This window comes from Pseudomonas sp. BNK-44-b (assembly GCF_047456245.1).
Classification (GTDB): Bacteria; Pseudomonadota; Gammaproteobacteria; order Pseudomonadales; family Pseudomonadaceae; genus Aquipseudomonas; species Aquipseudomonas machongensis.
In genome coordinates, this window is record NZ_CP179908.1 from 1,439,348 (window position 1) to 1,451,262 (window position 11,915).

An 11,915-nucleotide genomic window follows, 5' to 3' on the forward strand; every position below is an offset into this window, starting at 1 on the left:
GAACCAGCCGGCCAGCTCGGCGGTTTCGTCCTTGCCCTGGATGACCAGGTCCTGGCGCAGGTCGCCTTCGCCCTGGGCGATCTGCTGCAAGCCCGTGCTGACCTGGCCGATAGGCTTGACGATGACCCGCGAGAACGCGGCTGCAACCAGGGCGAAGACCAGTGCCAGCACCAGCACAATGACGGCGGTGAGGTAGGTCATGTGGGTGGCCGCGCCCATCACTTCGCTGTACTCGATCAGACCGACGAAGCGCCAGCCCAGGTCAGGCGAGGTCCAGACATTGGCCATGTAGCGCACACCATCGATCACCACCTCGGTGGATCCTTGCTCGGTGGCTGCCAGTTGTGCGTAGGGCTCGCCAAGGTCCTTCAGTTGCTTGAAGCCATGGCTGGCATCACGTGGATCAACCAGTACGGTGCCGTTCTCGATCAGCATCACGTAGCCGCTCTTGCCCAGCTTGATGCTCTTGACCAGCTCGGTGAGGTTCTTCAGCGACACGCTGACCACGAACACCCCCTTGGGCTTGCCGCTGGCATCGTTGAGCGTGCGCGCGGTGCCGACCAGGGCGACGTCGTCCTTGTCGTAGTAGTAGGCGGCGGTGCGCACGGTCTTGCCTGGGGTGGCCATGGCGGCCTTGTACCAGGGGCGTGCGCGTGGATCGTAGCTGGCCAGTTTCGGGTCATCCGGCCATTTGGCGTAGGTGCCGTCTTCGAGGCCGATGGAGATGATGGCGGCCGCAGGATGAGTGGCGCCGTAGCGGGCAAAGGCGTCGATGACCTGTTGGGTGGCTGCAGGCAGCGGGTGGCTGGCAGCGTCGGCAGAGGTGTAATCCTTGAGTGTACTCACTGATGTGTATACAGGATCCGTCGCCATTTGTTCTACGTTCTGCAGCGTGCCGTCGAAGAACTGCCGCATGTTGCCGTCGATCTGACGAATTTCGCGGGTGCTGCCGTCGAGGAACTGATCCACCGCCTCAGCACGGATGTTCACCACGGAAATCACACCGACCAGGGCCACCGGGATGAAAGCCACCAATACGAACGCAAGCACCAGCTTATTTTTTATCTTCATCGGGACGAACCATTCGTGGGAGTGAAAAGCAGGGGGCCATTCGCACGCGTGATGGCTAACTGCTATTTATCCTGTTTCGGCGCGTCGCGGTGAAATCTTTAGCGCATATTTCGTGTACAAAAAAATAAATGATTGTTTTGGATTCTCGGGCCTGCCCAGGGCGCGGAAACGAAAAACCCGGCGCGAGCGCCGGGTTGTAAGGGATTCATTGGCTTTCAAGCCTTGCGGACTTTCTCCACCCGGCTCTCCTCGAGCTCCTTGCAGGCCTTCTGGATCATCTGCTCGGTGATCGGAACCTCACGACCCTGGGCATCGATGATCGAGCCACACACCTGCGGCTTCGGGGGCTGGGCGTTTTTCACGGTGTCGCTGCTATGTTGCAAGCTCATTTCCTGTCTCCTCATCAGGTTGCAAGCTCAGGGTAACCACTCGCCGTGACTGACCTGTGACAGCTCCTTCGGTATCACGACAGGCACAGTGCAACAGAAAGTGCAGTAAAGCTCCAGTGACAGGTTAGATCGATAAGCTATAGCCACTGGCCCTACCGAACTGCGACCCCGCGGCGGTTGCAGGCGTTCCACTCGGGCAGATGAATGGTAGTCTGCAGGTTTCCCGCTCACCGGTCCGCGCCATGTCCGATCCGCTTTCCTCCCGCCAGCGCCGCGCCTTGGGGCTGGCCTGGCAATTCGTGCGTCCCTATCGCCGACAGGCCATGCTGGCCTTGCTGGCGCTGATCGTCACGGCAGCCATCACCCTGTCCATGGGCCAGGGTATTCGGCTGCTGGTGGATCAGGGTTTCATGACCGGTTCTGCGCACCAGCTCAACCAGACGATTGCGCTGTTCATGGTGCTGGTGCTGGCCTTGGCGGTCGGAACCTTCAGCCGCTTCTACCTGGTGTCGTGGATCGGCGAGCGCTGCGTCGCCGATATCCGCCGTGCGGTATTCGATCACTTGATCAGCCTGCATCCGGGGTTCTTCGAGGATAACCGCAGCTCGGAGATCCAGTCGCGGCTGACGGCTGATACCACGCTGCTGCAATCGGTGATCGGCTCGTCGCTGTCGATGTTCCTGCGTAATGCGCTGATGGTGCTGGGCGGGGTGGTGTTGCTGTTCGTCACCAATCCCAAGTTGACCAGTATCGTAGTGCTGGCGCTGCCGCTGGTGCTGTCGCCGATCCTGCTGTTCGGCCGCCGGGTGCGCAGCCTGTCACGCCAGAGCCAGGACAGGGTCGCTGACGTCGGCAGCTACGTCGCCGAGACGTTGGGACAGATCAAGACCGTGCAGGCCTACAACCACCAGGCCCATGATCGCCAGTTGTTCACCGATACCGTCGAGGCGGCTTTCGATGTGGCGCGCCGGCGCATTGCCCAGCGGGCGTGGTTGATCACCGTGGTGATCGTTCTGGTCCTGGGCGCCGTGGCCGTGATGCTCTGGGTCGGCGGCATGGATGTGATTGCCGGCCGCATCTCCGGGGGCGAGCTGGCCGCGTTCGTGTTCTACAGCCTGATCGTGGGCAGCGCCGTGGGCACCTTGAGCGAAGTGATCGGTGAGTTGCAGCGGGCTGCCGGGGCCGCCGAGCGTATTGCCGAGTTGCTCGCGGCAAGCAGCGCGATCGTACCGCCGTCGCAGCCCTCGACACTGCCCGGCGCTCGGGCCAGCGGGCAGATCGAGTTGCGCGATGTGCACTTCGCTTATCCGTCACGCCCGTCGGTGGCTGCCATCGATGGCCTGAGCCTGGTCATAGCACCTGGGCAGACCGTGGCGTTGGTGGGGCCATCGGGGGCGGGCAAGTCGACGCTGTTCGACCTGCTGCTGCGTTTTCACGATCCACAGTCCGGTAGCATTCTGCTCGATGGACAGCCGATTGCAGCGCTAGACCCCGACGACCTGCGTCGCCAGTTCGCCCTGGTGGCGCAGAACCCTGCGCTGTTTCGTGGCACGGTCGAGGCCAATATCCGCTACGGAAGGCCGCAGGCGAGTGCTGCCCAGGTCGAGGCGGCGGCGCGCAGTGCCCATGCTCACGAATTCATCCAGCAATTGCCCCAGGGCTACCAGACGCCGCTGGGCGAGGGTGGTGTCGGCCTGTCGGGTGGTCAGCGCCAGCGCCTGGCGATTGCCCGGGCGCTGCTGGTGGATGCGCCGGTGCTGTTGCTCGATGAGGCCACCAGCGCGCTCGACGCGCAGAGCGAGCACCTGATCCAGCAGGCCTTGCCGCAGTTGATGGCCGGGCGTACCACTTTGGTGATCGCCCACAGGCTGGCGACCGTGCAGCATGCCGATCGCATTGCGGTGATCGACCAAGGTAGGATGGTTGCTGTCGGCAGTCATCGCCAACTGGTCGAGGAAAACCCACTCTATGCCAGGTTGGCGGCGCTGCAATTCGCTGCAGGCAGCGCCTGAATGGCGATCACCCAGGCACGAAAAAGCCCGCACTAGGCGGGCTTTTTCGAAGGATCTGGTCGGAGAGACAGGATTCGAACCTGCGGCCTTCTCGTCCCGAACGAGACGCGCTACCTGGCTGCGCTACACTCCGATTTCGAAAATCCTACTGCATCGTATTTTTGAACGCAAGCCCTTGTTGTTAAAAGGCCGTTTGCTCAAAACGAGGTGCAGATCAGAGCTCTTTCACGGTGCGAATCTGATCCTTGTTGATGCGTGTACGCTTGCCATCGAGTTGTTCGAATTCGTAGAAGCCGGAGTCTTCGTCATAGGAAGGTTTGTCCACGGCCTGAATCTCGCGGCCGTCGTTCAACGTGATGACGGTTGGCGAAGCGCAACCGGCGAGGGTGGCCAGGCCCAGGGCGAGCATGAAGGCGGGAATTGTCCGTTGAATCATCGTGTTTCTCCAGTGCGATGGTGCTTGATGACGTTATGACGCGAGGCGTCCTTGCAAAGTTCCTCGCATAGTCGAGCATAGCGGCAATCAGCGGGCATTGACCAAGAACAAGGCTGCGCTGTGATATAACTGGCGCATTCTTTCCCCCTGCGACGGACCCTCATGAAAGCCAAGGCAGATACCCCCTTCGTGCCGTTGAACATTGCCGTGCTGACAGTCAGCGACACCCGTACCTTCGACAACGACACCTCCGGGCAGATGTTCGTCGATCGCCTCAGCGCCGCAGGCCACCGCCTTGCAGAACGGGTGCTGCTCAAGGATGACCTTTACAAGATCCGCGCCCAGGTCGCCACCTGGATCGCCGACGACCAGGTACAGGTGGTGCTGATCACCGGCGGCACCGGCTTCACTGGTCGCGACAGCACCCCCGAAGCCGTCGCCTGCCTGTTGGACAAGCAGGTCGATGGCTTCGGCGAACTGTTCCGGCAGATCTCGGTGCCGGACATCGGCACGTCCACCGTACAGTCCCGCGCCCTTGCGGGCCTGGCCAACGGCACCCTGGTGTGCTGCCTGCCCGGCTCGACCAATGCGGTGCGCACGGGCTGGGACGGCATCCTCGCCGAGCAGCTCGACGCCCGCCATCGTCCCTGCAATTTCGTCGCGCACCTGAAGCAGGCGCAGGCCTGTGACAGCCGTGGCTGAGGCTGCGCCGAGCCGGCCGTTGATGCCGGTGGAAGAAGCGCTGGAGCGCCTGCTGGCGCTGGCCGAGGCGGCTCCGATCAGTGAAACCGAAGAGGTCGAGCTGGCCGATGCCGAAGGCCGTGTACTGGCGCAGGACCTGTTCGCCAGCGTCGACCTGCCGCCCTGGCCGAACAGCGCCATGGACGGCTACGCCCTGCGTCTTGCCGACTGGCAGGGCGAACCGCTGCCGGTGAGCCAGCGCATCTTTGCCGGTCACGCTCCGGCACCGCTGCAACCTGGCACCTGCGCGCGGATCTTCACCGGTGCGCCGCTGCCTGAAGGTGCCGACTGCGTCGAAATGCAGGAAAACGCCGAGGTGCTCGACGATGGCCGCGTGCGCTTTGTCGAAGCTTTGGCGCCGCACCAGAATGTGCGCCCCCAAGGCCAGGAAACCCGCGCTGGCGAGCAGGTGATGAACGCCGGCACGCTGTTGGGCCCGATCGAACTGGGTCTTGCCGCCACCCTGGGCCACGGCCACCTGCGTGTGCGGCGCCGGGTGCGGGTCGCGGTGTTGTCGACCGGTGACGAGCTGGTCGAGCCGGGGCTGCCGCTGGGGCCGGGGCAGATCTACAACAGCAACCGTCGTCTGTTGGTCAGCTGGTTGCAGCGCATGGGCTGCGAGGTCATCGATGCCGGCATTCTCGCCGATGACCTGGCGCTGACCCGCCAGTGCCTGGCCAATCTGGGCGACGTCGACCTGATTCTTTCTACCGGCGGTGTGTCGGTAGGGGAGGCCGACTACCTGGGCATGGCCCTGCGCGAGGCTGGCGAGCTGGCGCTGTGGAAGCTGGCGATCAAGCCGGGCAAGCCACTGACCTTCGGGCATTTCCGTGGCGTGCCGGTGATCGGCCTGCCGGGGAATCCGGCGTCCACCTTGGTTACCTTCGCCTTGCTGACACGTCCCTACTTGCTGCGGCGCCTGGGCGTCGAGCAGGTCACGCCGCTGCGTTTCGACGTGCCGGCAGGTTTCGACTGGCCCAAGCCGGGCAATCGTCGCGAATACCTGCGGGCGCGGATCGAGGGTGGGCAGGTACGCATCTACTCGAACCAGAGCTCGGGTGTACTGCGCAGCGCAGCCTGGGCCGAGGGGCTGGTCGAGGTGCGTGAGGGCAGGACGGTGAGCCCTGGTGACAGCGTGACGTTCATCCCCTTCAGCGAGCTACTTGGCTAGCATCGTGCCGAGCGGCGCGGCCTGCGCCGGTGCCAATTGGGTCAGGCGCATGTGCACGTTCTCCAGTTGCTGGGCGGCAACGCTCCAGTCATGGCGCTGCCGGGCGAACTGTCGCCCGGCTTCCCCCAGTTGGCTCATGCGCCAGGGCTGGTTGAGCAACTGGGTCAGCAGCAGCGCCAGTTGGCTGCCGTCGTCACCGCCCAAGTAGTGCTCGCCATTGTTCACTGCCAGGCCCGAAGCGCCCTTGCCGGTGGTGATCACCGGCATCCCGGCGGCCATCGCCTCAAGAATCTTCACCTTCGACCCGCCGGCATAACGCAGCGGCGCGAAGAATAGCGCCGAGCGCCGTTGCACTTCGCGAAGGTCGGGGCGGTAGCCAAGCCATTCGATGCGCGGGTCGTTCCAGTGCAGCTTCCAGTGCGCGGGTAGGGCGTGCCCGGCGATGGCCAAGCGCACTGCCGGATTGCTCTGCCAGACCTGGGGCAGGATGTCTTCCAATGCCCACTCGATGGCCTCCAGGTTCGCGCCGTATTCGAAGTTGCCGACGAACAACAGGCGCTGACTGTGCAGGGCCGGTTGCACGTGCTGGTAGTGATCGCAGTCGACGCCATTGACCACCACGTTCACCGTCCGCCCGCTGATCTGCCCGATCAGCTCGGCGTCGTGCGGGCTGACCGCCACGACTTCGTTGGGCTGGCGCAGCACGCGCTGCTCCCAGCGCCGGTAGCGCCAGCGATCGAAGGCGTTGAGCGGACGCAACCACAAGGGCAGGCGATCATGGCAGGCTGCGCCCATCACCGACTCGAGGGTGTGTTCGCTGAGCAGGTAGGGCAGGCCGCGCCGTTGCAGGGCCTTCTCGAAGGGCTGGAACGCGTAGCTGTGTTCGATCTGGATGACATCCCAGTGCTCGTCGAGCAACTGCTCGAAGCGGTGCCGAAGGCAGGGCGCCAAGCCATTGATGATGGCGCGCATGGGGTAGTCGATGATGGGCGAGGCGAGCAGGTTGAGCGGGCTCTGCACGGGGCGCCGTGGCAACACGATCAGGCGTTCGAGCAGCGGTTCGAGGGCTTGGCGCGCGGGATCGGACAGAGGCACCTTCGATTGCACCAGCAACGTGATGCGGTGGCCGTGATGTGCCAGTTCGCGCAGCAAGTGGTACTGGCGGGTCTTGCTGCCGCTGGTGGTGGGCCAGGGCAGGTAGGGCAATGTCCAGAGAATACGCATGACCGCTCCTGTCAGGTGAGGCTGCACAAGGGTCAATAATATGACTGTGTGGCGGGGCTCTCTTAAGCGTAGCCAATTATTTGTCGAGTGATGGCCTGGGTTGAATTTTGCGTTGCCGTGCAGCAATTGCCGGTTGCCTGTGGTCGAGATTGAGGTTGGCGTGTTCTAAGGAGAATCTCGTATGCACGGGCACAAGGCGATGTTGATCCTGCATGGCAAGCAGGCCATGAACGAAGAGGTGCGCAGCGCCGTGGGCGTGCGACGCGAGCGCGGGCAGGTACTGGATGTGCGTCTGACCTGGGAGGCGGGCGATGCTCGGCGTTTGGTCGAAGAAGCCCTGGCGGGCGGTTACACGCAAGTGGTAGCCGGCGGTGGCGACGGTACCCTTCGCGATATCGCCGAGGCCATGGCCCAAATGCAGGCCGACGCCAGCCTGGCCTTGCTGCCGCTGGGCACTGCCAACGACTTTGCCCGCGCCGCCGGCGTGCCGTTGGAGCCAGCGGCCGCCCTGGCCTTGCTGGATGTACCGGCCCGTCCCATCGACCTGGGGCGGGTGGGTGAGCAGATGTTCCTCAACATGGCCACCGGCGGCTTTGGCAGCCAGGTGACAGCCAATACGTCCGAAGACTTGAAGAAGGTACTGGGTGGGGCGGCGTACCTGTTCACCGGGCTGTCGCGCTTCAGTGAGTTGCAGGCTGCTTCGGCGACCCTGCACGGGCCTGATTTCCACTGGCAGGGGCAGTTGCTGGCCTTGGCCATCGGCAACGGTCGCCAGGCCGGCGGCGGCCATGTGCTGTGCCCCGAGGCGCTGGTCGATGATGGCTTGCTGGAGGTCGCGATTCTGCCTGCACCCGAGGCGATGGTGGGCGCACTGCGTGACTTGCTGACGGGCGAGGAGCTGTTCGTGCGTGCGCGCCTGCCCTGGGTCGAGATCGGTCAGGCTGAGGGGCTGGACATCAACCTGGACGGTGAGCCGTTGCAGGCCGGCAGCCTGCGTTTCGAGGCGGCGCCGGGCGCCCTGCGCGTGCACCTGCCCGCCGATTCGCCGCTGTTCAGTCGTCCAGGCTGATGATTTTCTCGCGCACCGCGAACAGCACCAGGCCCGCCACATCGTAGATCTGCAGACGTTTCATGATTTGCGAGCGGTGGGTTTCAACGGTCTTGATCGACAGCCCCAAGCCTGCGGCGATCTCGCGGGTGGACTTGCCACGCACGATCAGACGCAGGATTTCCAGTTGCCGGGCGGTGAGGTTGTGGCGATCGCTGCTCGGCTGCTTGCTGGCCTGCGCGCGCAGCAGGGCCTGGTTGATCACCGTGTGGGCGATGGCGGGGCTGAGGTAGCGCTCGCCGTTGCGCAACGCGGCGAGGGCGTGCTCCAGCTCGTTGGCGGTGGTGTCCTTGAGCAGGTAGCCGTGGGCGCCGCTTTCGAGGGCACGCATGATCAGGTCGGGGTCGGTGTGCATCGACAGGATCAGCACCTTGCAGGTGCAACCGTTTGCGCGCAATTGCGTCAGAGCGTCGAGGCCGTTGGTCGAGCGCATCGAGATGTCCAGCAGGACGATGTCGGGGCCCAGGCGCTGGACCATCTCCAACAGGTGCTGGCCGTCGTCGGCTTCACCGACCACGGTGTAGTCGGGAATATCGGACACCAGTGCGCGCACGCCCGCACGAATCAGCGAATGGTCGTCGATCAACAGCAGTCTAATCATCGGTGGCGGGTGTCCTGGCACGTGCCTGGCTGCGTGCAGGCCAGGGGAACAGCGCTTCGATTCGGGTGCCCGCTCCGGGCTGGCTGGTCACGCTCAGGCTGCCCTGCAGGGCGGTGGCCCGCTCCTGCATGCCGGCCATGCCACGCTGCCCGACTTCGCCCGGTTTGCTGGCCGGGATGAAGCCCACACCGTCATCGAGGATCGTCAGCAGCAACCCGGCGGGGGTGCGTTGCAGGCTGATAAGCAAGTTGCGCGCCTGGGCATGGCGCAGCACGTTGGTGACCGCTTCCTGGGTGATGCGAAAGGCGGCCATGGTCACTTCCTCGGAGATGCCGCCCAAGCGCTGGTTGCATTCCAGGCTCCAGTGCACCTCGCTGTTCTCGAGGGCACGCAGCAGGTGCGCACGCAGGCTGGCCTCCAGGCCCAGGCTGGCCAGTTGCCGTGGGTTGAGCAACGCCGAGACGTCACGCACGTTGCCCAGGGTGTCGTCGAGGGTCTTGCGCAGCGTGTCGCACTGCGCCTGCAGCGGTGCAGGCACGCGACGTTGCAACCAGTCGAGCTGAAGCTTGGCGGCGGTGAGCAATTGGCCGATGTCATCGTGCAACTCGCGGCTCAGGTGCTGGCGTTCGCTTTCCTGGACCTTGAGCATGCGGTCGGCCAGCTCCGCCGGCAGCAGATTGATCGATCGGGCGCCACGACGCAGGTGCCAGCCGGCCCCGAGCAGGGCGGCCAACTGCAGCGCCAGGGCACCGGCCGATACAGGTTGCCCGCTGCTGTAGAGCACCAGGTTGGTGACCAGCGATGCCACGCACAGCACGGCGGTTGCCGCACGCAGCAAGGCGGTGCGAGAGCGACAACGCAGGGAAATCTTCAAGCGTGGGAGCATAGATAGGAAAGCCACTGAATTATTGCTGGCGCAGGTCGCCAATCTTTCTGGAGAATCGTGAATGTCCTGCCTTTCAACCAGGAACGAGCCCTGTTGTAATCGCTGAAGAGCCGTTGGGCGTTCGTTCATTTGCGCGCATGGTATCACTTCGAGTTGGTTTGGTCCCGGCTGGTTAGTTGCCTGGAACCAAGATGTTTCCGAGGCATGGCAGTGGGGTGCAATGCCTGTAGAAGTGGCAATAAGCCATTATCGTTTGAGAAGGCAGTAACTTCCAAACTCAACTAACGCGGCGAGTCTGCGGAACTAGACAGAACTTGTACAAACTTGCCAAGTTGGCATGTGTTTGGGGCCGTCCAGTCAGACGAGTTACGTGGGGCCACATCGCTAGGGGTCTGTCTGAAATGTGTCTGCACATTTCATACAGACCCCTAGTCTTTGCGAGTTGATGTGCCGTGGGCGTGCTTGGGCTCAATGGGCATGTTGAGCAGCTGGGGGTGCACGCAGTGGCGCTCGTTTTCGTCGCACAGGGCACAGGCCTGCGGGAGTGGCTGATCCAGCACACCCGCCAGGGTGACCAGCAGCAGGTGTTGCTCGCTGCTGTCCAGGTTCAGGTGTCCGGTGCGTTCATCGACCAGTTCCAGTTGCCAGGCCAGCAGTGTCAGGCAGTCGGCCAGTGCCGGCAGCGCGCCCTGCGGCAGGTTGCGGCTGGTGCAGCCAGGCGCCAGCAGGCGGTGCAGGGCCGAGGCGTAGTGGGCGATCTCGAGCACGCCCGAGGCGTCTGCTCGACGGGCGAGTGTCTCGAGGGCTTTGCTCAGGCAATGGCAGGCGTCAGCGTCATTGCTGATCAGCTCCAGGTGTTGCAGGCATTCCTGGGACTCGTTCAGCAGGACCTGCGCATCCAGCAGGAAGTCCTGCAGGATCGCTGTGTTCGAGAGCACCCGCTCCATCATGAAACTCCAACGTGCGGGGTTGGAGCAGGGGTTGGCCACACCGAGATGTTCGCTGACAAGAGCCTGACTCCGTTCATGCAGTGAGAATGGCGTCACATTAATGGCTAATGGATATTGCGAATATCAGGTTGCTCCCGATTGCTCCTAGGGGTTTCCCTGATGAGGTCTCAGAGGCAGTGGTACGTCCGCAGCGCGGCGGATGAGGAGGGATGTGGCAGCAGTAAAGCATGATGGTAAAGTGATATCAATCGCCGTTCAGGCATTTTTCTGCAGGGGTCAAGCTCTGGCGGATTGTGCCGATACAGGGCGGATGTATCCACTTTTTCCGGCACAGAGCCAGGGGGTTGCGCAATGGCTGGCATTCTCGACACGGTAGATCAACGCACGCAATTGGTAGGCGAGAACCGCCTGGAAATCCTCATGTTCCGCCTGGCGGGGCGACAGCTGTTCGCGATCAACGTGTTCAAGGTGCAGGAGGTGCTGCAACTGCCCAAGCTGACCCTGATGCCGCAGCGCCACACCTTCGTCTGTGGCGTGGTCAACCTGCGCGGCCAGACGCTGCCGGTGATCGACCTGTCCCAGGCAATCGGCATGCGCCCGCTGCAGCCAGGGCCGGACAGCACCATCATCGTCACCGAGTACAATCGCTCGGTACAGGCGTTCCTGGTGGGCGGCGTCGACCGCATCGTCAACATGAACTGGGAAGCCATCATGCCACCGCCTACCAGCGCCGGCCGCCAGCATTACCTGACCGCGATCACCAAGGTCGACGAGAAACTGGTGGAGATCATCGACGTGGAGAAAGTGCTGGCCGAGATCGTGCCCTACAGCGCCAAGGTGTCGCGCGACAAGCTCGAAGACCCGGTGCTCGCCCGTGCCCGCGGTCGTGAAGTGCTGCTGGTGGATGACTCCAGCGTGGCCCTGGCCCAACTGCGTGACACCTTGTCGCAACTGGGTGTGAAGCTGCACATCGCCAGTGATGGCCTGAAGGCGCTGCGCATGCTCAAGGGCTGGGCCGATGCCGGAGAGGATGTCTGCGAAAAACTGCTGATGATCTTCACCGATGCCGAAATGCCGGAGATGGACGGTTACCGCCTGACCACCGAGATCCGCAATGACCCGCGTCTGCGCGGGCTTTACGTGGTGCTGCACACGTCGCTGTCGGGCAGCTTCAACGAGTCGATGGTAAAGAAGGTCGGCTGCGACAACTTCCTCTCCAAGTTCCAGCCGGACCGCCTGGTGGATGTGGTGCGCGAGCGTCTGTCGCTCGATCATGCGCCAGTCTGATACCTGCACACGCCCCGTGGTGGGTATAAGCTTGGCTTT

Annotated in this window: 11 protein-coding genes, 1 tRNA gene and 1 pseudogene; 5 read left to right on the top strand and 8 right to left on the bottom strand. The window is 63.4% G+C overall.

All coding sequences use genetic code 11. From position 1 onward, the window contains the following. Positions 1-33 precede the first annotated feature (33 nt). A pseudogene (locus ACMGGG_RS06785) lies at positions 34-1,071 on the bottom strand (cache domain-containing protein); the annotation flags it as partial. A gap of 215 nt (positions 1,072-1,286) precedes the next feature. Further along, complete coding sequence (locus ACMGGG_RS06790) at positions 1,287-1,460, bottom strand: PA1571 family protein (protein ID WP_176717846.1); 174 nt, start codon at positions 1,458-1,460, stop codon at positions 1,287-1,289. Positions 1,461-1,702: 242 nt separating this feature from the next. Between ACMGGG_RS06790 and ACMGGG_RS06795 the strand changes: the two genes are divergently transcribed. Then, positions 1,703-3,472, top strand: coding sequence for an ABC transporter transmembrane domain-containing protein (locus tag ACMGGG_RS06795; RefSeq protein ID WP_414155104.1), 1,770 nt, complete (start codon positions 1,703-1,705; stop codon positions 3,470-3,472). A 56-nt stretch (positions 3,473-3,528) separates the two neighbouring features. On the opposite strand, the gene ACMGGG_RS06800 is transcribed toward ACMGGG_RS06795, so the two are convergent. Next, a tRNA-Pro gene (locus ACMGGG_RS06800) sits at positions 3,529-3,605 on the bottom strand. An 81-nt stretch (positions 3,606-3,686) separates the two neighbouring features. After that, positions 3,687-3,908 carry a YgdI/YgdR family lipoprotein gene (locus ACMGGG_RS06805; RefSeq protein ID WP_054892416.1) on the bottom strand — a complete coding sequence of 74 codons (222 nt, stop codon included), beginning with the start codon at positions 3,906-3,908 and terminating at the stop codon, positions 3,687-3,689. A 162-nt stretch (positions 3,909-4,070) separates the two neighbouring features. Here ACMGGG_RS06805 and moaB point away from each other — a divergent pair, with 162 nt between their 5' ends. Then, positions 4,071-4,610: a molybdenum cofactor biosynthesis protein B gene (gene moaB / locus ACMGGG_RS06810; RefSeq protein ID WP_054892415.1), complete on the top strand. Its 540-nt coding sequence runs from the start codon at positions 4,071-4,073 to the stop codon at positions 4,608-4,610. Positions 4,611-4,632: 22 nt separating this feature from the next. Continuing rightward, entirely contained in the window at positions 4,633-5,820 is a 1,188-nt protein-coding gene (gene glp / locus ACMGGG_RS06815) for a gephyrin-like molybdotransferase Glp (protein ID WP_196759901.1), read from the top strand. On the opposite strand, the gene ACMGGG_RS06820 is transcribed toward glp, so the two are convergent. After that, on the bottom strand, positions 5,809-7,044 hold the full coding sequence (locus ACMGGG_RS06820) for a glycosyltransferase family 4 protein (RefSeq protein ID WP_054892413.1): 1,236 nt from the start codon (positions 7,042-7,044) through the stop codon (positions 5,809-5,811). The genes glp and ACMGGG_RS06820 overlap by 12 nt on opposite strands. 181 nt (positions 7,045-7,225) lie before the next feature. Between ACMGGG_RS06820 and yegS the strand changes: the two genes are divergently transcribed. After that, on the top strand, positions 7,226-8,113 hold the full coding sequence (gene yegS / locus ACMGGG_RS06825) for a lipid kinase YegS (protein ID WP_063544072.1): 888 nt from the start codon (positions 7,226-7,228) through the stop codon (positions 8,111-8,113). On the opposite strand, the gene ACMGGG_RS06830 is transcribed toward yegS, so the two are convergent. The 3 genes from ACMGGG_RS06830 to ACMGGG_RS06840 all read right to left on the bottom strand — a co-directional run bounded on the left by ACMGGG_RS06830 (position 8,097) and on the right by ACMGGG_RS06840 (position 10,586). Next, positions 8,097-8,753, bottom strand: coding sequence for a response regulator (locus tag ACMGGG_RS06830; RefSeq protein WP_112897869.1), 657 nt, complete (start codon positions 8,751-8,753; stop codon positions 8,097-8,099). The genes yegS and ACMGGG_RS06830 overlap by 17 nt on opposite strands. After that, positions 8,746-9,639, bottom strand: a complete 894-nt coding sequence (locus ACMGGG_RS06835; RefSeq protein WP_414155105.1) for a sensor histidine kinase — start codon at positions 9,637-9,639, stop codon at positions 8,746-8,748. Before ACMGGG_RS06835 ends, ACMGGG_RS06830 begins: the two co-directional genes overlap by 8 nt. A gap of 428 nt (positions 9,640-10,067) precedes the next feature. After that, positions 10,068-10,586 (bottom strand): histidine kinase, encoded by a 519-nt coding sequence (locus tag ACMGGG_RS06840; RefSeq protein ID WP_414155783.1) that lies wholly within the window; start codon positions 10,584-10,586, stop codon positions 10,068-10,070. Positions 10,587-10,940: 354 nt separating this feature from the next. On the opposite strand from ACMGGG_RS06840, the gene ACMGGG_RS06845 reads away from it, so the two are divergent. Further along, complete coding sequence (locus ACMGGG_RS06845) at positions 10,941-11,876, top strand: chemotaxis protein CheV (protein WP_063544080.1); 936 nt, start codon at positions 10,941-10,943, stop codon at positions 11,874-11,876. Positions 11,877-11,915: the final 39 nt, after the last annotated feature.